Annotated in this window: 18 protein-coding genes and 1 tRNA gene; 9 read left to right on the forward strand and 10 right to left on the reverse strand. The window is 58.8% G+C overall.

Annotation, left to right across the window (positions count from 1 at the left end):
• Positions 1 to 82: 82 nt before the first annotated feature.
• On the reverse strand, positions 83 to 922 hold the full coding sequence (locus tag BLW69_RS11890) for a universal stress protein (RefSeq protein ID WP_092662064.1): 840 nt from the start codon (positions 920 to 922) through the stop codon (positions 83 to 85).
• A gap of 120 nt (positions 923 to 1042) precedes the next feature.
• A complete protein-coding gene (locus BLW69_RS11895) occupies positions 1043 to 1831 on the reverse strand; it encodes a competence/damage-inducible protein A (protein ID WP_092662066.1) in 789 nt (262 codons plus the stop codon).
• 284 nt (positions 1832 to 2115) lie between these two features.
• Between BLW69_RS11895 and wrbA the strand changes: the two genes are divergently transcribed.
• From wrbA to BLW69_RS11925, 6 genes are all read left to right on the forward strand, one after another.
• Positions 2116 to 2715 carry an NAD(P)H:quinone oxidoreductase type IV gene (gene wrbA, locus BLW69_RS11900; RefSeq protein ID WP_062457641.1) on the forward strand — a complete coding sequence of 200 codons (600 nt, stop codon included), beginning with the start codon at positions 2116 to 2118 and terminating at the stop codon, positions 2713 to 2715.
• 121 nt (positions 2716 to 2836) lie between these two features.
• Positions 2837 to 2922 (forward strand) — tRNA-Leu (locus BLW69_RS11905).
• A gap of 74 nt (positions 2923 to 2996) precedes the next feature.
• The gene (locus BLW69_RS11910; protein WP_092662068.1) at positions 2997 to 3896 is read left to right on the forward strand and encodes an alpha/beta hydrolase; all 900 of its coding nucleotides are present in this window, start codon (positions 2997 to 2999) and stop codon (positions 3894 to 3896) included.
• Between the two features lie 150 nt (positions 3897 to 4046).
• Positions 4047 to 5306: a threonine ammonia-lyase gene (gene ilvA, locus BLW69_RS11915; RefSeq protein ID WP_092662070.1), complete on the forward strand. Its 1260-nt coding sequence runs from the start codon at positions 4047 to 4049 to the stop codon at positions 5304 to 5306.
• A 68-nt stretch (positions 5307 to 5374) separates the two neighbouring features.
• Positions 5375 to 5695, forward strand: coding sequence for an HlyU family transcriptional regulator (locus tag BLW69_RS11920; RefSeq protein WP_092662072.1), 321 nt, complete (start codon positions 5375 to 5377; stop codon positions 5693 to 5695).
• A gap of 129 nt (positions 5696 to 5824) precedes the next feature.
• The gene (locus tag BLW69_RS11925) at positions 5825 to 7111 is read left to right on the forward strand and encodes a GGDEF domain-containing protein (protein ID WP_174196768.1); all 1287 of its coding nucleotides are present in this window, start codon (positions 5825 to 5827) and stop codon (positions 7109 to 7111) included.
• A gap of 2 nt (positions 7112 to 7113) precedes the next feature.
• On the opposite strand, the gene BLW69_RS11930 is transcribed toward BLW69_RS11925, so the two are convergent.
• Positions 7114 to 7731 carry an FMN-dependent NADH-azoreductase gene (locus tag BLW69_RS11930; protein WP_062458121.1) on the reverse strand — a complete coding sequence of 206 codons (618 nt, stop codon included), beginning with the start codon at positions 7729 to 7731 and terminating at the stop codon, positions 7114 to 7116.
• Positions 7732 to 7865: 134 nt separating this feature from the next.
• Between BLW69_RS11930 and BLW69_RS11935 the strand changes: the two genes are divergently transcribed.
• Entirely contained in the window at positions 7866 to 8834 is a 969-nt protein-coding gene (locus tag BLW69_RS11935; protein WP_092662074.1) for a LysR family transcriptional regulator, read from the forward strand.
• 35 nt (positions 8835 to 8869) lie between these two features.
• Here BLW69_RS11935 and BLW69_RS11940 read toward each other — a convergent pair whose 3' ends face one another.
• Entirely contained in the window at positions 8870 to 10870 is a 2001-nt protein-coding gene (locus BLW69_RS11940) for a bifunctional 2',3'-cyclic-nucleotide 2'-phosphodiesterase/3'-nucleotidase (protein WP_092662076.1), read from the reverse strand.
• A 272-nt stretch (positions 10871 to 11142) separates the two neighbouring features.
• Here BLW69_RS11940 and BLW69_RS11945 point away from each other — a divergent pair, with 272 nt between their 5' ends.
• Positions 11143 to 11844 (forward strand): PadR family transcriptional regulator, encoded by a 702-nt coding sequence (locus tag BLW69_RS11945; RefSeq protein WP_092662078.1) that lies wholly within the window; start codon positions 11143 to 11145, stop codon positions 11842 to 11844.
• Between the two features lie 10 nt (positions 11845 to 11854).
• Here BLW69_RS11945 and BLW69_RS11950 read toward each other — a convergent pair whose 3' ends face one another.
• From BLW69_RS11950 to BLW69_RS11970, 5 genes are all read right to left on the reverse strand, one after another.
• Positions 11855 to 12319 carry a DUF1203 domain-containing protein gene (locus tag BLW69_RS11950; protein ID WP_092662080.1) on the reverse strand — a complete coding sequence of 155 codons (465 nt, stop codon included), beginning with the start codon at positions 12317 to 12319 and terminating at the stop codon, positions 11855 to 11857.
• Between the two features lie 70 nt (positions 12320 to 12389).
• A complete protein-coding gene (locus tag BLW69_RS11955; RefSeq protein ID WP_062457620.1) occupies positions 12390 to 12947 on the reverse strand; it encodes a GNAT family N-acetyltransferase in 558 nt (185 codons plus the stop codon).
• 2 nt (positions 12948 to 12949) lie between these two features.
• On the reverse strand, positions 12950 to 13831 hold the full coding sequence (sseA, locus tag BLW69_RS11960) for a 3-mercaptopyruvate sulfurtransferase (protein WP_092662082.1): 882 nt from the start codon (positions 13829 to 13831) through the stop codon (positions 12950 to 12952).
• 66 nt (positions 13832 to 13897) lie between these two features.
• Positions 13898 to 14635 carry an alanyl-tRNA editing protein gene (locus BLW69_RS11965; RefSeq protein WP_092662084.1) on the reverse strand — a complete coding sequence of 246 codons (738 nt, stop codon included), beginning with the start codon at positions 14633 to 14635 and terminating at the stop codon, positions 13898 to 13900.
• A 24-nt stretch (positions 14636 to 14659) separates the two neighbouring features.
• Positions 14660 to 15697 carry a cysteine synthase A gene (locus tag BLW69_RS11970; RefSeq protein ID WP_092662086.1) on the reverse strand — a complete coding sequence of 346 codons (1038 nt, stop codon included), beginning with the start codon at positions 15695 to 15697 and terminating at the stop codon, positions 14660 to 14662.
• Positions 15698 to 16096: 399 nt separating this feature from the next.
• Here BLW69_RS11970 and BLW69_RS11975 point away from each other — a divergent pair, with 399 nt between their 5' ends.
• Positions 16097 to 16648, forward strand: coding sequence for a cupin domain-containing protein (locus tag BLW69_RS11975; protein WP_244508805.1), 552 nt, complete (start codon positions 16097 to 16099; stop codon positions 16646 to 16648).
• Positions 16649 to 16731: 83 nt separating this feature from the next.
• Here the strand turns inward: BLW69_RS11975 and BLW69_RS11980 are convergent, their stop codons facing one another.
• Entirely contained in the window at positions 16732 to 16974 is a 243-nt protein-coding gene (locus tag BLW69_RS11980) for a DUF982 domain-containing protein (protein ID WP_092662090.1), read from the reverse strand.
• Between the last annotated feature and the right edge of the window lie 52 nt (positions 16975 to 17026).

Raw genomic sequence — 17026 nt, forward strand, 5'->3', positions numbered from 1 at the left:
GCTTAGATCTGCTTTGGCTCTCGCTAATAGCGGGAAACGGATGTTTCTGGCAAGGTGGGTAGGACGACTTCGGTCCGACCCTTCATCGCGACAGAAGCGTCAGCGCGGTCATTGAATCCAGAACGCTGCGTGTCGTCCCTCCGAACAGCATTTCCCACCAGCGGGAATGGCCGTAGCCACCCATGACCAGCAGATCGATACTGTCGTCCAAAAGCCGGTTTTCGATGGCCTTGGCTGGCGTCTCGCGGCTACCGATCCGCGTGGTGACAGTGACGTTGACGCCATGTCGCGCAAGACTTGTGGCAATCTCGGTTCCCGCAAACTCGGCCGTCTGGTCGCCGCGCTCCGGCGGGTCGACGACGAGCACTTCCACACTTGTGGCGGTCTTGAGAAAGGGCAGGGCGTCGAAGGTCGCGCGGGCCGCTTCCTTGGAGCCGTTCCAACCGATCAGAACACGCTCGATCGGCTTGAAGGCGGTCATCCGGTGGGGAACGAGCAACATCGGGCGACCGCTCTCGAACAGGAAGGTTTCGAGATCGGCCCGGTGATCCGAATGGGAAGGGTCGCTCTGGCTTGCAATGATGAGGTCCGCGGTCCGGGCAGTCTCCATCACCGAACTCGCGCCATATCCGGCAGAGGAGACGAAACTGCGCCATTCGCGCGACAGTCCCTCACGCGTGGACACCGTGTTGAAGATGTCGGCGACCATGGCCGTTTCCTTCTGGGCAACCTCCTGCAGGACCTGGACCGCTGCGGGATCGGGGATCTCCATCGGCGCGATCAACGGCACGGCGGCAAGCGTCTCGGCATGCACGCCAATCAGGTGGGCGGAGAACGTTTCAGCCAGGGCCGCGCCAAAATCCGCCATTTGCCGGGCGTTCTGCGGAATGTCGAGGACAGCAAGAATGGTTTTGTAAGCCATGGCTTCATCTCCCTTGTTGACCGGCGCCGGGGAGCCGAAAGCCGGTCTCTAATTGTTACGTGATGCCCAGATCGGGCTTGGTCGATCGACTTGGGGAAGGCCAGCTCGCGCAGGTCTCTCTCAGGCGTCCGCCGTCGGGTTGTCGGCAATCCGGGTGCCGTCGATATTGGCAATCATGTCCGCGACAGCCTGCGCGGCCGCGTCCAGAACCTGCGGATCGCGGGCGCGGACCACCAGCTCGGTTGAAAAGCGCTTGCCATCGTATTTTGGATAAGAGCCGATGCTGGTCTCCGGATGCGCCTTCTGCACAGCCGCAAGCGGGGTCCCGATATCGCCCTCGCCATAAGGGCAGGCAATTGCCCGCGACAGCACTTTCGAGCCCGATTTGAGCGTCGGCAGAACATTGTCCATCATCGCCTGGAACACCTGCGGTACACCGGCCATCACGTGGACATTGCCGATGACGAAGCCGGGTGCCGTTGAAACCGGATTGGCGATATGCGTGGCACCCTGCGGCATCCGCGCCATGCGTTGGCGGGCCTCGGTGAATTCCATTTCGCGGCGCTTGTACATCTCGGCGAGCAACCGCATCGCTTCCGGGTCGTGAATGCAGGGCACTTCGAATGCTTTCGAGACTGCATCCGCTGTGATGTCGTCATGGGTCGGGCCGATGCCGCCGGATGTGAAGACGTAATCGTAGCGGGCACGCAAAGCGTTCAGAGCCTCAACGATCGCGTCTTCTTCGTCGGCAACGATGCGCACTTCCTTCAGGTCGATGCCTGAAAGCGTCAGCAGGTCGGCGAGGTGGCCGATATTCTTGTCCTTGGTCCGGCCGGAAAGAAGCTCGTCGCCGATGGCGAGCATCGCCGCGCTGACGAGGGTAGGTGAGGATGACAGGGTATCGGACATGGAGGCGCTCGCTTTCTCATTGCACGGGAACGTTAGCGCGCGCCGGGAAACGATTGCAATCGTTCAATCCAAAAACTGACGTGCGAATGAAACGACAAACATTCGATCGCGTTCAGCAATTGTGGACAGTCCGTGCAGAGATCGCCCTCTGGCCGGTGCTGTGACACTGCGCTAGCTAAGCCTCAAGGCCTGTTATCGGAAAGCGTCCTGCTTGCCATGATCGTGACGTGGTCCGTTGCCGCCTTGCGATCATCATTCCAGCACCTGCAAAGGAATTGAAAACAATGACAAAAGTACTGGTTCTCTACTATTCCTCGTACGGCCATATCGAGACGATGGCGTATGCTGTCGCCGAAGGCGCTCGCTCGGCCGGTGCCGAAGTGACCGTCAAGCGCGTTCCGGAACTGGTTCCTGAAGAGGTAGCCAAGGCATCGCACTTCAAGCTTGATCAGAAGGCTCCGATCGCCACACCGGACGAGCTCGCTGAATACGATGCGATCATCGTCGGTGCCGGGACCCGCTACGGTTCGGTTGCCTCGCAGATGCGCAATTTCTGGGATCAGACCGGTGGCCTGTGGTTCGCCGGCAAGCTGATCGGCAAGGTCGGCTCCGTGTTCACCTCGTCGGCCACCCAGCATGGCGGCCAGGAATCGACGATTCTCGGCTTCATCCCGACCTTCCTTCACCAGGGCATGGCCGTGGTTGGTCTGCCTTACTCCTTCCAGGGCCAGATGGGCACGGAGGAAGTCATGGGTGGCTCCCCTTACGGCGCCACGACCATCACCAACGGCGACGGCTCGCGCCAGCCTTCCGAGATTGAACTCGAAGGCGCACGCTTCCAGGGCGCCCATGTTGCAAAGACTGCAGCCAAGCTCAGCGCCTGATCTGCCCACTTCAAGTGAAAAGCGCGGGGCCTCGGCTCCGCGCTTTTTTGTTGCGCACCTGCTGCCGCCTGCAATTTCCGTCCTTGACGTCGAAGGCGAACTTCACGAAACAGGAAACCAGGCGGACGTGGCGAAATTGGTAGACGCAGCAGACTTAAAATCTGCCGACCTCAGGTCTTACGGGTTCGACCCCCGTCGTCCGCACCATCATTCTTAACCTTTCCAAATTGAATTGATCTCCTTGCCCTCTACTTCCATCAGGAGCGGTAGGAGAAAAACGTATGCTCAGGGCAATTTTGATCGTTGTGGCGGGTCTATTCGTCATCGCGAATGCATTCGCGGCTGGCGTCGTAAAGGAAGGCCAGGTGATGGCGAGCCGGATCCTTGGCAAGAATGTCGAGTTTACGCTCTATCTTCCTCCAGGCTACGGATCCGACGAACGGCGATACCCGGTCATCTATCTGATGCACGGTGGTGGCGATGGAAAGAATCAGGACTGGTACCGGTATGGGAACGCCAACCTGATCTTCGACAAACTGATCGAAAGCGGCGAAGTACCGCCCTTCATTGCCGTGACGCCTGAGGGTCGGCGGGACGAGGAAAACAAGTTCAACACCTATTATATGAACGATGCCGACGGAAAATATCTGTGGCAGGATATGTTCGTGAAGGAATTCATTCCGCACGTTGAGGGCTCGTTCCCGGTGATCGCAGGCAAGAAGTCGCGCGGCATTCTGGGCCTTTCCATGGGTGGTTATGCAGCCATGGCCTACGCGCTGAAATATCCGGATCTGTTTGCCGGTGCTGCAGCGCTGAGTGCTGCGTTCAGAACCGATCAGCAGATTGTAGCGATGGATCAGGCAGGCTATGACCGTCGGTACGGCAAGGCTTGGGGTGAGGGGTTGAGTGGCACGGATCGGCTGAACCAGCCTTACTACGCCAACAGCGTTCTCGATCTCGTCGACAAGACGCCTCCAGACGCAATCCGCAAAACGGAACTGTTCATCGATTGCGGATCGTCCGACAGCTTCTTCGTGGGCAATGCGGAACTGACGGTCAAGCTGCAGAAGCTCGGCGTGCCGCACCGCTTCATGGCGCGTGAAGGTGGCCACGACTGGACCTATTGGCGCTCGGGTCTGCCGGAAGCGACCCGGTTCATCGGCAAACTCCTGCATCAATAGTGCCGCGCAGAGCGCGTCGCCATTACCCGAAGATTCTGGGGCATCGATGTTTTTGTTCCCAAAAACGCGCACAGAACGGAAAGTCTGCAAAACGGCCTTGGTCTTGTTACGGCACGTGTGGCATAGCGGATGAAATCGTGAAGAATTGGGATGTTTAGCGTGACGAAGCTCGGTGTCGACGAAGCAAAAGCCGCAATGCGGACGATCTTTCCGGAGACGCCGCTTCAGCTCAACGAACATTTGAGCCGTAAATACGGCGCAGAGATCTGGCTGAAGCGCGAGGACCTGTCTCCGGTCCGCTCCTACAAAATCCGCGGCGCCTTCAACTTTCTTCGCAAGGCGATCGCCGACGGGGCAAAGGATCGCACCTTCGTCTGTGCCTCAGCCGGCAATCACGCGCAGGGATTTGCCTTCGTGTGCCGGCATTTCGAAGTGCCGGGCGTCGTCTTCATGCCGGTAACGACGCCGCAGCAGAAGATCGACAAGACGCGGATCTTCGGCGGCCAGTACATCACCATCAAGCTCGTCGGCGACATCTTTGACCAGTGCTATGCCGCGGCCCGCGCCCATGTGGAGGAGACTGGTGGCATGATGGTGCCACCGTTCGATGCGGCTCATATCATCGAGGGGCAGGCGACAGTCGCTGCTGAAATCCTCGAGCAACTGCCGGAAGGCGCAACGCCTGATCTCGTCATCATGCCGGTCGGCGGTGGGGGGCTTGCGTCAGGACTGAGCGGCTATCTTTCCGACGTGGTGGCGAAGGAAAACTTTATTTTCACCGAGCCGACTGGTGCTCCAAGCCTGAAGACCAGCCTCCAGACCGGGTCGCTCGTCACACTTCCGAAGGTCGACAACTTCGTGGATGGCGCTGCGGTTGCGCGGATCGGCGAACTGAATTTCGAGATGCTGAAGGGATTTTCTCCCGATCAGGTTCTGCTCGTTCCCGAAAACGCGATCTGCGTGACGCTCACGGAGATGCTCAACCTTGAAGGCTTTGTGCTGGAGCCCGCCGGTGCTCTGTCGATCACCGCGCTTGAGATGCTCGGCCGCGAGAAGCTGGCCGGAAAGCGCGTGGTCTGCATCGTTTCCGGCGGCAACTTCGATTTCGAACGCCTTCCGGACGTCAAGGAACGGGCGATGCGCTATGCGGGGTTGAAGAAATACTTCATCCTGCGCCTTCCGCAGCGCCCGGGCGCCCTGCGAGACTTTCTCAATCTTCTCGGTCCGGAAGACGATATCGCGCGTTTCGAATACCTGAAGAAGTCGGCCCGCAACTTTGGCTCGATCCTCATCGGCATTGAAACAACCGAGTCCGGAAACTTTGCCGGTCTGCACGAGCGCTTCGAGGCGGCGGGGCTTGGTTACGAGGACATCACCGAAAACGAGATCCTTGCCAACCTGATCATATGATTTTGTCGAAATCGCACCGGAATGGTCTTCGGATTCCGCCGGTGCCGAGCAAAGGGTAGCACTCATCCATGGCTTCGTTTCTTTCCTCTCTTCTTTCGATATTTTCCGGCCCGAAATCCGAAACCGCGCCCGCACGGGAAGCCGAGCCGCAGATGCATGGCGAATGCCGCATCTATCCTGCACCGATCAAGGAAGGCAGCCAGTTCCGGCTTGCCGGCCGCATCGAAAAAGATGTCGCCGGCGAGACACTCATCCGCACTTTCGTGCGGGCAGACATGTTCACCTCTGCGGAGGACGCATCCGAATATGCCGTTCGCAAGGCACAGCAGATCATTGATCAGAACGGCGCCTCGCTGTTCTCGGATGGCGCCGTTTCGCGCTCTGCCTGATTGTTCGTCCGTCCCGCGAGATCCTCTATTGCGCCGCAGCAATTTACCGGCATAACTGGTGTTGCGATTAGCTAACAAAGTCATGGCTTTGGGATGTGAACGCGAGGTCCGCCAGGCTTAAAAGGCGTGATGATGCAGGTTTTGAACCTCTTTCTGTTCGTTGCAGAAGCGATCGTCTATTTCACGATCATGGCCGCCTTCCTGCATTTCAGGCGCCAGCTTGGCCTTGGCGTGTTCTTGGCTGCGCTCGGTGTGATGCACTTCATGGAGACCTACCTCGCGGCGGTCTTCTATGTCGAGCTGCCGTTCGGGCTGGTATCGCCCGGATCGTCCGTCTTCTTCGCGGGCAAGCTGATGATGATCCTCCTCTTGTACTTGAAAGAGGATGCCTCGACGGTGCGCCAGCCCATCTACGGACTGTTTCTCGGCAATCTCCTGACGGTTCTCATCGCGCAGATTCTGCAGGCGCATCCGGTCGTCACCCTTCCCGCCGGACGACCTGCCGACATGGTCTTTCTTAACGAGATGGGCTCACTCATGGTATGGGGCACGGCGCTGCTCTATATCGACGCCATCGCCATCATTCTTCTCTATGAGCGTTTCGGCCGGATCTTCAGGCGCCATATCATCCTGCGCTTTGCCGTCAGCGGTGCGATCGTTCTAAGCTTTGACCAGCTTGCCTTCTATTCCGGACTGCGATTGCTGTTCGACGCGCCGCTGTCGGTCCTGTTCGGCGGTTGGTACGCCAAAATGCTTGCGGTGATCATCTATTCCGTGCTGCTGCTCGCCTATCTCAAGGTCGAACAGATCCCGAGGCTTGCCTTGTCGCGGCGCGAAATTGCCGACATTTTTCACGATCTGACGTTTCGCGAGCGGTATCAGGCGCTGCTTGCCACAAGCGGCGTCGATCGGTTGACTGGCGTTTTCGATCGCAACCGGCTGGAAGCCGATGCGCCGGCGATGATCAAGCAAAGTATCGATATGCGGCAGCAGCTCAGTCTCGTGATCATCGACGCAGACCGGTTCAAGGACGTGAACGATCTCTTCGGTCACATGAAGGGGGACGAGGTGCTCAAGGACGTAGCAGCGCAGCTCAAGGCCCGAACGCGGCCGCGCGATCATCTCTCGCGGTTCGGCGGCGAGGAGTTCGTGCTGATCCTGCCGAACACGAATCACGAAGGAGCCTTGGCGCTCTCCGAGCGGCTTCGCCAGGATATCTGCGCGTCTGTCATCAGGCCGGATGGCAAGTGCATCACCGTATCGATCGGAGTGGCGACCACGTCTGACGATGGCGACACATTCGCGACACTGTTCGGCGTTGCGGACCAACGCCTCTATCACGCAAAGAAAGACGGCCGGGACAATGTCCACGGCCGTCAGGGGCGTCTCGTCTCACCAACCGGTGTGGACGTCTAGGATCAGGCCGCCAGTGCAAGCTGCTGCGTGCGATCCTGTGCGGCGGCAATCGCCTTCTCATACGCTTCCGGACCGAATGCGGTACCTTCAATGTAGATCACTTCGACATCCGTCATGCCCATGAAGCCAAGAACCGTCTTGAGGTAAGGAACGGCGTGGTTCATCGCCATGGCCGGGCCTTCCGAATAGATGCCGGCGGCCGACAGAACGACATAGACCTTCTTGCCGGTCGCAAGTCCCTGCGGACCTTCGGCTGTGTAGCGGAACGTCATGCCGGCGCGGGCAACGTTGTCGATCCAGCTTTTCAGCGTCGAATAGATATTGAAATTGATCAGGCCCGTGGCAAGCACGACCGTATCGGCGGCGAGCAACTCGGCGACGAGTTCGTCGGACAGTTTCGCTGCTGCCGCTTCCTCGGAATTGCGAGCATCTGCGGGCTTGCGGATCGCAGATGTGGTCACGGTGTCGAGATGGGCGATCGGGTTCTGACCTAAATCACGGGTCACAACGGTCGCGCCCGGATGCTGGACCTTCAGCTTGTCGACAAATTCCGTCGCAATCTTTGTCGACAGCGATTCGGTGCCGCGAGGGCTGGATGTCACGAGAAGGATGGATGGCATTGCTTTGTTTCCTATGAATTTCTCGACGGTGGGAGACTGGAGGTCGCCTGTCTGGGAAGACAAATAGGAGTAGACGGCAATCGATGGAATGGAGATAATGTCGAAGCTTTCCATCTAAAATCTGGATAGGTCACATGGACGCGAATCCCACCCTCGATCAGCTGCAGGTCTTTATCGCAGTTGCCGAAAGCGGCAGTTTTTCGGCCGCCTCACGCCTGCTGAACCGGGCTCAGTCGGTTGTCAGCTACACGATTGCCAACCTCGAGACGCAGCTCGAGATTCAGTTGTTCGACCGGGCCGGGGCGCGTCAGCCAAAACTGACCGAGGCCGGGCGGGCGATGCTGATGGATGCGCGGCGGATCGTTGCCGACCTGCAGATCATGCGGTCTCGGGCAAAGAGCATCACTCAGGGATTGGAAGCCGAGATCACGCTGGCCGTCAGCGTGATGGTGCCGGCCGACGCGGTGGTCAGCCAGCTACGCGAATTCCGAGAGAAATTTCCAAGTGTCGCCCTCAACCTCAGCGTCGGGGAACTCGGCATGGTGATGGGCCAGGTCATCAGTGGGCGGGCCGGCATCGGCATCGGTGGCGCTCTCCTGAAGCAGGACGATTCGCTGATTGCCGAAAGGATCGGTCATTCCTACCTCTTGCCGGTCGCAGCGCCGGATCATCCACTGGTGCAGCTCAACCGCACACTCACCCTCGCCGATGTGCGCGACGAGACGCAACTGGTCGTGACCGACGCGTCAGGCCTTACCGCAGGGCGTAACTTCAACGTCCTGTCCTACAAGATCTGGCGCATCAGTGACATCGCCACCAAGTATCAGCTGATCAAGGGTGGACTTGGTTGGGGCGGGCTTCCGGCGTCCCTGGTGCTCGATGACATCCGCAACGGCGATCTGGTCGCGTTGGATATCGACGCTTACGAGCAGGGGCAATATCCGATCTACGCCTTGCGAAAAGCATCCAATCCGCCCGGACCCGCGGGACAGTGGTTGATCGAATCGTTTGCAGCCAAGCTGTCCTCATGTCCAAACCATGATGACCTCCCCGAACTCCTGAAGCAGGAGCCGGAAAGGACGTATTGGCAGGCTGCCGAATAACGCGGGTCCTCGGCCGGACGACTGGATGGGACGCCTCAGAGAACCAGTCTGAACTTCGCGAAACCGTTCTCGCCGTCGCCTGCATCCTCGATCTTCGTCCCCTTCAGACTGCCGGCAAACTGGCGCGCCTTGGGTCCGGTCTCGAACAGGGCCGTGGATCCGGGCTGCGCCTTGAACGACCAGTTGTCGTCGGCCGAAGGATTGATCGTCCCTTGATCGATGATGTAGCGAACAACGACGTCGCGGTTGGTGTCGGGTGCGACGAAAATGACCTTGTCGCTCGCGATCTCCGGGAACTTGCCGCCACCGCCGGCACGGTAGTTATTGGTGACGACGACAAACTTCTGCGCCGGATCGATCGGCTTGCCGTCAAACATCAGGTCGACGATACGGTGAGCATTCTCGTCCAGTACCTTTCCATCCTTGTCGAAGCGCGACGGCTGGGACAGGTCGATCTGGTAGGTCACGCCATCGATCACGTCGAAATTGTAGGACGGGAAACCGGCGTTGAGCAGCGGAACATCCTTTGATCCCGGCTTGACCTGGTTGAACATGCCAGCCGACATTTCCAGCCAGTTCTTGACCTGCGCGCCCGATATCAGCACGGCCTGAACCGTGTTGGGATAGAGATAGAGATCCGCGACATTCTTGATGGCGATGTCGCCGGTCGGGACGTCGGTGAAATAATCCGCACCGCCGCGACCGCCGGCCTTGAAGGGAGCGGCGGCGGATAGCACCGGGAGGTCCTTGTACTCGCCATCCTTCAGCATGTCCTTGATGTACCAGGTCTGCGCATTTGAGACGATCTGCACCGACGGATCATCCGCGACCAGCGCGAAGTAGGAATAGAGCGGCGCAGATGTCTTGCCGACCGGGCGGCGGATATAGGCAAGCGTCGCCTCGTGTTCCGGCTTGATGGCCGCGGTGACCTCAGGCTTGTCTTTGACGTCGGCAACGACCTTGCGATTTTCGTCGCGGTGATAGATCGGTCTGACTTCCGAGGTGGAATCGACGATCTTCCAGCCGCTGCCATCCTTTTCGATCAACAGGTCGATCAGACCCATATGGGAGCCCCAGAACCCGGCCATGACGGCGGGCTTGCCCATCAGCGTGCCTTTCTTGGCATCAGCGCCGGCAATGCCCTCGAAATCCTTTGGACCCGGGAAAACCAGATGCTGGTGACCGGTGAAGATCGCATCGATACCCTCGATCCCTGCGAGATAAAGAGACGCGTTTTCCATCCGATCGCTCTGGCCGGAACCATCGATGCCGGAATGGGATAGGGCGATGACGATGTCGGCGCCTTCCTCCTTCATGACAGGCACCCAGGCCTTGGCAGCATCGACGATATCGCGCGTCTGCGCCTTGCCCTCAAGATTCTTGCTATCCCAGGTCATGATCTGTGGCGGCACGAAGCCGATGAAGCCGACCTTGATCGGGGTCGACTGGCCGGAACCGTCGCGGATCTGCTTTTCGATGATCACGTAGGGTTTGAAGAAGAGATCGTCGTCCTTGGCACTGGAGGCAAGCTGGCCCTTGGTCAGGTTGGCGCAGACATGCGGGAAGCCGGATCCTGCAAGCACCTTGAACAGGAAATCGAGGCCGTAGTTGAATTCGTGGTTTCCAAGCGTGCCGACGTCATATCCCAGCACGTTCATCGCAGTGATCACCGGATGCTTGTCGCCCTCTTTCATGCCACGCTCATAGGCGATGTAGTCCCCGAGCGGATTGCCCTGCAGGAAGTCGCCGTTGTCGATCAGCATCGAATTTCCGGCTTCGGCTCGAATCGAATCGATGATCGAGGCGGTACGGGCCAGTCCAAGTGTGTCGTTCGGCTTGTCGGCATAATAATCATAAGGGAAGACATGCACGTGGATGTCTGTCGTCTCCATCAGCCGCAGATGCGCCTGGTTGGCGGCCGCGCGTGCCGCAAACGGGTGGAGCATGACGAGCGCCGATGTGGCCGCAATGCCACCGAGAAGGGATCGGCGCGAGACCGCATGATTTTCGAAAAGGTCTTTGGTGAAAAGCGACATCTAATATCTCCCTCCGGATCACTGATGGAGGCGAGCTTAGGCACAATCGCCCACGGACGCATCCCTAAAATGACGGTCGGCGAAAGTTCGGTGACTGCCGGGTAATGACGCGACGGTCAATCCGGATCGGCCGCACCGCGCGCCGCAGATAGCTCGAAAAAAATCCGCCACAAAAATCAAACGGATATGACTTAGATATATCTGGCAGCTTGCAGCATTGCGGAAATGTGCTACCTTTAGATATATCGTAAGATACTCTAAAGGAGAGTAAGATGTTCCAAAGATTTGAAACCCACAGAAGCTGCAACGCCGATCGCTCGGGCTTCGAGGGACTATTTACCATGCGGGCCGCTCCGTTCAGCAAAGGCTTTGCGGGTAGGGGCTTTGGCGGAAAAGGCGGGCCGGGCGGTGGTCGTGGCTTCGGCGACGATGGCGAGGGACGTATCGGTCGCTTTCTGATGCAGGGCGATCTCAGACTGGTCGTCCTGGCCTTGATCGAGAAAGAAGCCCGCCACGGCTACGAGATTATAAAACATATCGAAGATATGACGTATGGTTTTTACGCACCCAGCCCCGGCGTCATCTATCCGACGCTGACCTATCTTGAGGAAGCCGGCTACGTGACGGCTGAAGCGGATGGCAACAAGAAGCGTTACACCATCACTGACGAGGGCCGTGCGCATCTCGATGAGAACCGCAGTTTCGCAACGACCATCCTCGAGCGCTTGTCCGAGCTGGCTGAAAAGATCAAGCTGAAGCAGGAACGGCACGAACACCACCGCGATCACGACAGGGGGCCACATCATGACCGCGGCCCGGCTCTGCCGCGCAGTGTGGAAGCGGCGCTTCTCAACCTGAGAGAAGTGTCGGCTCGCAGGATCGAACAAAACGACAAGGCTGCGGGCGATCTCGTGCGGCAGCTCCTCGATTTTGCCGAAAAGCTGGAGCGGGACGGCGGAGACCCGCAGGCATAAGGGGCTCCTGCTAAGCCGCGTCAATCCGGCACTGGAAACAGTTGTTGCGGGCCGAGCGAACGTGGACATAGGCGATATCGGCGCGTTGAAGCAGGTCTTCGGCGCGCCGCATGATTTCGGACGTCGGGGTCACCGCACCCGTGCCATAGACGATCCTGTTATCTTCTGCATAACCCCGGACGATGTAATCAGGACTGACCAGAATTGGCGGTAGAACCTCTTCCGCGATAAACCGTGGGCAGGGCGTCTTATGCAGGAAGATGGGACCGGTTTCGGCATAGGGCTGCGTTGTCGGAAACGGTCGATAGGCAAGAACGAACAGGCTTTCGCCCGCGTCGATATTCCTGAGGCAATGGCGGCAGGGATATCCGGGACCATCCGAGATCATGGTCTCCGGCTGGTGTCCGTAGGAATCGCTGCCTCCGTTCCATAGATGCTCTGCGTGGTCACCCGGGATCGCGTTGAAGATTGGCATGGTCGTCTCCTTTTCTATATATAGGAGATGACCCGTCGGGCTTTGAAGCGCCACCCGATCCTTGCGCGAGCTAGCTGTCCAGCACCTTTACCAGTTCCGCGCTGGTCATCGGCACGATCTCGGCCTCGTATGTCGAGACAGGCGAAAAACCCATCATTTGGTAGAGCTGCAGCGCTCGGGGATGGTCGAGCGAATTGGTGGTGACGGTGACCTTCTCCGGGTTGTTCTGCCACGCAGAATAAAGAGCCTGCGTCAGGAACCACTTGCCGATGCCGAGCCCGAGGGCCCGTTCGAACAGGCCGAAATAGGACAGCTCTACGACGTTGTCGTCAGTAGAGTTCAGCTCGTAGAAGCCGGCTGGCGATCCGTCGACTAGAAGGATCGTGATCGAACAGCGCGGGTTGTGGATCGCGGCCGCAAGCTCGGCGTCGGACAGCCGCAGCCTATCGTACCAGTGCCAGCGTTTGCCGACTTGCCGGTATAGGTACCGGTAGAAATGCAACGGCACTTCGGTAGCGCGTATGATGGCGGTTTGAATGTTGGCCGGAATCGGCATGCTGGTCTTGGGCGCGGCCGTCATTTCCAGAACGGTGACGCGCGCCTTCAGCGGTACGGGCTTTTTCGCCATCGTTACGCCTGCGACGAGATTGCAGGGGTAGGCTTAGCCGGTCCTGTCTCGATCGGCGTGTCCGAGCGTCCGCCCCATTCCGTCCAAGACCCGTCATAAAGCGCGTTGTCCTCATGCCCGAGCGATTCCAGCGCAAGCGTGATGATCGCAGCGGTAATGCCCGAACCGCAGCTCGTCACGACCGGGCGCCCCAAATCGATTCCCGCGGCTTCGATAGCCTGGCGCAGTTCGGGTATCGTCTTCAGCTTGCCGTTTGTCGAAAAGCTGCTGGAGGGAGCGTTGACGGCACCCGGCATGTGACCGGAGCGCATGCCAGCGCGGGGTTCCGGCTCTGTGCCGGTAAAGCGTCCGGCCGGCCGTGCATCCGCAATCTGGCTTGTACGATCGCTGACGATCGACATCATCTGATGGTAGTCGATGACCTTGTCGAGGCGAAGCTCCGCATCGAAATTGGACGCAACCGGCGAGGGGATCTCGGTTTCGAGCGCTCGCCCTTCCGCTTTCCAGCCATCGAGGCCACCGTCCAGGATAAACACCTGTTTCGCACCCATGATGCGGAACAGCCACCAGCCACGCGGCGAAGAAAAGATGCCCGGACCGTCATAGATGACGATGCGGTCATTCTCGCTGATGCCGAGCTTGCCGACAGCATCGGCAAACACATCGGGCGAGGGCACCATATGCGGGAGACCGGTGGAATGATCCGCGACTTTGTCGTGATCGAAACGCACGGCACCGGGAATATGCCCTGCCGCATATTCGGCATCTGCATCGCGGTTGTGGGCAGGCAGGTAGAAGGAGGCGTCGACGATTCTCAAATCCGGGCTTCCGAGCTCGTTTTCGAGCCACTTGGACGAAACGACGAAACGGCTGGTGTCGCTCATGTCAAAACTCCTACCTTGATAAAACGCGGTATTCGGTGAGAAACCGGTTCGGACAAACGAGTGTCTTCAGGCATCCGTGGCGATATCGCCGAACCGGATCCGGAAGCGACGGTTTTCCTTGCCCTTTTTCTCGATTTTGGAAATGTGGATAGCGCCCACTTCCCCGGTGTTTGCAACATGTGTGCCGCCGCACGGCTGGCTGTCAACGCTCGAATCCTCGCCGATGCAGACAAGGCTGACGCGTCCGAGCCCGACCGGCGGCCGGACGTTCTTCGATTTGACGATGCCAGGGTTGGCCGCCAGTTCCGCGTCGGTGATCCATTGCAGATAGACCGGATGGTCCTGCGCAACGAGATCCATCAAGCCGGCGGTCACCTCGTCCTTGTCGATCACGGCCGTCATGTCGAAATCGACACGCGATTCGTCTTCGCCAACTGCGGCACCGGTGATCGGGTAGGAGCAGACGACCGACAGCAGGTGGCAGGCCGTATGCATCCGCATCAGCTTGTGCCGTCTGTCCCAGTCGACATGCATGACAACAGTTTCGCCGACCGTCGGCCGCGGTTCGCCTTCCAGCGGAACGTGGACGACGATGTCCTTCGTCTCGCCGTGCCGTGTCTGGCCAAGCTTGATCCTGGTTCCGTCGGCGCGCTCCAGACTGCCGGTATCACCAGGTTGCCCCCCAGATGTCGCATAGAAGCAGGTGCGGTCGAATTCGATGCCGCCATCCTCGTGGATCGCGGTAACCACCGCCTCCAGTGTCGAGAGATAGAAGTCGTCGCGATAGAGGAGTTCAGTTGCCATCGGTTCTGTTCTCTGCGGTCGGTTTCAGACGGTTTCGAACGGAATATCGATCTTGGTCTTCTTCGTGAGCCAGCCCGGAACCGGCAGGCCGTTGGACTGCAGGAAATCCGGGTTGAAGAGTTTGGACTGATAGCGGTTGCCGTAGTCGCAAAGGATCGTCACGATCGTATGGCCGGGGCCGAGATCCTTCGCGAGGCGCATCGCGCCCGCGATGTTGATGCCGGAAGAGCCGCCGAGGCAAAGCCCCTCGTTCTCAATCAGATCGAACACGATCGGCAGCGCTTCAGCGTCCGAAATGCGATAGGAATAGTCAGGCGCAAACCCTTCGAGATTGGCGGTGATACGTCCCTGACCGATGCCCTCGGTGATCGAACTTCCCTCGGATTTCATCTCGCCGTGCGCATAAAATTCGTAGAGTGCCGCGCCTTCCGGATCCGCGATGCCGATCTTGACGCCGGGCTTAAGCGCCCGCAACGCCATGGCTGTACCGACCAGCGTACCGCCGGAGCCGACTGCGCACACGAAGCCGTCCACCTTGCCGCCCGTCTGTTCGAAGATCTCCGGGCCAGTCATCTCGATATGGGCCTGCCGGTTGGCAACATTGTCGAACTGGTTTGCCCAGATCGCGCCCGCAGGCTCCGTCTTGGCAAGCTGCTCGGCAAGGCGACCGGAAACCTTCACATAGTTGTTCGGGTTCTTGTAGGGAACGGCTGGTACTTCCACGAGCTCGGCGCCCATCAGTCTCAGCGCGTCCTTCTTCTCCTGGCTCTGGGTCTCTGGAATGACGATGACGGTTCGATACCCCAATGCCTTTGCGACCAGGGTCAGACCGATACCGGTATTGCCGGCGGTCCCTTCGACGATCACTCCGCCCGGCTTCAGAAGCCCCTTCTTCTCGGCATCTCTAATGATATAGAGCGCCGCGCGATCCTTGACCGACTGACCGGGATTGAGAAATTCGGCCTTGCCGAGAATTTCGCATCCGGTTGCATCGGATGCAGCCGCCAGCCTGATGAGCGGCGTATTGCCGATGAGGTCGAGAACAGAAGATTGTATTGCCATGGGAAATGCCTTCTTTTTCAAGGATCATGTAATCAGGCTGCATTCGGCGGGCAAGGCATCCGCGCCAAGAAAATCCTTTCCGCGTATCGCGCCGTGGGATCGCCCCCGCATACCGAAGACTGTCATCTACCGGACAATACCGGCAGGTTTATCGACATGGCTCGGATGCAACTGTATAATACATCCTTCGCCCTGCACTACGCAGAGTGGAGCGCTCGGTTTTGGTTTCAGACGATTCGACCTGATGGCATTGATTTTGAGAACTGAATTTCGTTCACGCCAACGATTGCGGCTTAGTTTATGCATCTGAATATTGAGAGAGTCGATTTTCTGATCTCGCAATACGTAGCCGGCTCTCTGCCAAAGGCAGCCCACGTCTTGTTAGGTTCCCATCTGCAGATGCAGAAACCCAATGCCCAGCTTGTCGATGCCCTTCAGCGACTGGCCGGCGATGGGTTGGAAGACATGACCTGCGATGAGACGTTGTCCCGTGAATTTCGAGACAGGGCCATTAGCGATATTGTCAGATCGGACCCGCCGGCATGGAGCGTGTTGCCACCGGAGCAAGGTTCCCAGTTGCCGGCCCTGTTGCGGGATTATACGGGGAAAGACCTGACTTCTATTCCGTGGCGGCGCAAGCTGCCGGGACTGCGCGAGCATATTATCGAGCGGTCGCCCGACGTGGAAGCAAGTCTTCTCTGGGCCCGTCCTGGGAGGGCACTTCCAAACCATGGCCACAACGGTCTCGAACTCACGCTGGTGATCGAAGGCGAATTCCACGATCACCGCGGAAACTTCACGCAGGGCGACATATCGGTCGCTGACGAGACGCTCGATCACCGGCCGATCGTTGGTGATTCGGGGCCATGCGTCTGCTTTTCCGTCCTGTTTGCACCGATCGCTCTCAGCGGATCGCCGATCCAGCTCATGGGCGATATGATCGGACTTTAAAGCCGAACACTGTCATCGAATGGTTGGTCCGCTGCCAACCATTCGTCAATCGGCCAGAACTGAAGACGTCGCAGTCAGACCAATCAGTTTACGTGCATTTGCGCTTCGCTAACGGCCTGCTCGAAAAACTGTCGTGCGTCCTCCGGCGAACGACGGCCTTCGAGGGCAGCCCGGCAGGCACTGCGCGCCCGCACGAAATGCGGACCCCGAAGATCCGGCCAGTGGTCCAGTAGCAGGATGAGGGCCTCGGATGGCCCATTGATTACCTCGGTCCCAAGATTCCCAAACGCGACTTTGACCGGTTTTTGCCAGTTCGGCTGCGGCATAGTTGTCTCCTCCCTAAGTCAACTGTCCTCTACCTCCAGCCTAGCGCAATGT

Origin of the sequence: Rhizobium sp. NFR12 (assembly GCF_900108545.1) — a bacterium.
Taxonomy (GTDB): domain Bacteria; phylum Pseudomonadota; class Alphaproteobacteria; order Rhizobiales; family Rhizobiaceae; genus Neorhizobium; species Neorhizobium soli.

Coding starts and splice junctions, on each gene's coding strand:
- BLW69_RS11890 (WP_092662064.1), bottom strand. CDS start 922: ATGGCTTACAAAACCATTCTTGCTGTCCTCGACATTCCGCAGAACGCC.
- BLW69_RS11895 (WP_092662066.1), bottom strand. CDS start 1,831: ATGTCCGATACCCTGTCATCCTCACCTACCCTCGTCAGCGCGGCGATG.
- wrbA (WP_062457641.1), top strand. CDS start 2,116: ATGACAAAAGTACTGGTTCTCTACTATTCCTCGTACGGCCATATCGAG.
- BLW69_RS11910 (WP_092662068.1), top strand. CDS start 2,997: ATGCTCAGGGCAATTTTGATCGTTGTGGCGGGTCTATTCGTCATCGCG.
- ilvA (WP_092662070.1), top strand. CDS start 4,047: ATGTTTAGCGTGACGAAGCTCGGTGTCGACGAAGCAAAAGCCGCAATG.
- BLW69_RS11920 (WP_092662072.1), top strand. CDS start 5,375: ATGGCTTCGTTTCTTTCCTCTCTTCTTTCGATATTTTCCGGCCCGAAA.
- BLW69_RS11925 (WP_174196768.1), top strand. CDS start 5,825: ATGATGCAGGTTTTGAACCTCTTTCTGTTCGTTGCAGAAGCGATCGTC.
- BLW69_RS11930 (WP_062458121.1), bottom strand. CDS start 7,731: ATGCCATCCATCCTTCTCGTGACATCCAGCCCTCGCGGCACCGAATCG.
- BLW69_RS11935 (WP_092662074.1), top strand. CDS start 7,866: ATGGACGCGAATCCCACCCTCGATCAGCTGCAGGTCTTTATCGCAGTT.
- BLW69_RS11940 (WP_092662076.1), bottom strand. CDS start 10,870: ATGTCGCTTTTCACCAAAGACCTTTTCGAAAATCATGCGGTCTCGCGC.
- BLW69_RS11945 (WP_092662078.1), top strand. CDS start 11,143: ATGTTCCAAAGATTTGAAACCCACAGAAGCTGCAACGCCGATCGCTCG.
- BLW69_RS11950 (WP_092662080.1), bottom strand. CDS start 12,319: ATGCCAATCTTCAACGCGATCCCGGGTGACCACGCAGAGCATCTATGG.
- BLW69_RS11955 (WP_062457620.1), bottom strand. CDS start 12,947: ATGGCGAAAAAGCCCGTACCGCTGAAGGCGCGCGTCACCGTTCTGGAA.
- sseA (WP_092662082.1), bottom strand. CDS start 13,831: ATGAGCGACACCAGCCGTTTCGTCGTTTCGTCCAAGTGGCTCGAAAAC.
- BLW69_RS11965 (WP_092662084.1), bottom strand. CDS start 14,635: ATGGCAACTGAACTCCTCTATCGCGACGACTTCTATCTCTCGACACTG.
- BLW69_RS11970 (WP_092662086.1), bottom strand. CDS start 15,697: ATGGCAATACAATCTTCTGTTCTCGACCTCATCGGCAATACGCCGCTC.
- BLW69_RS11975 (WP_244508805.1), top strand. CDS start 16,097: ATGCAGAAACCCAATGCCCAGCTTGTCGATGCCCTTCAGCGACTGGCC.
- BLW69_RS11980 (WP_092662090.1), bottom strand. CDS start 16,974: ATGCCGCAGCCGAACTGGCAAAAACCGGTCAAAGTCGCGTTTGGGAAT.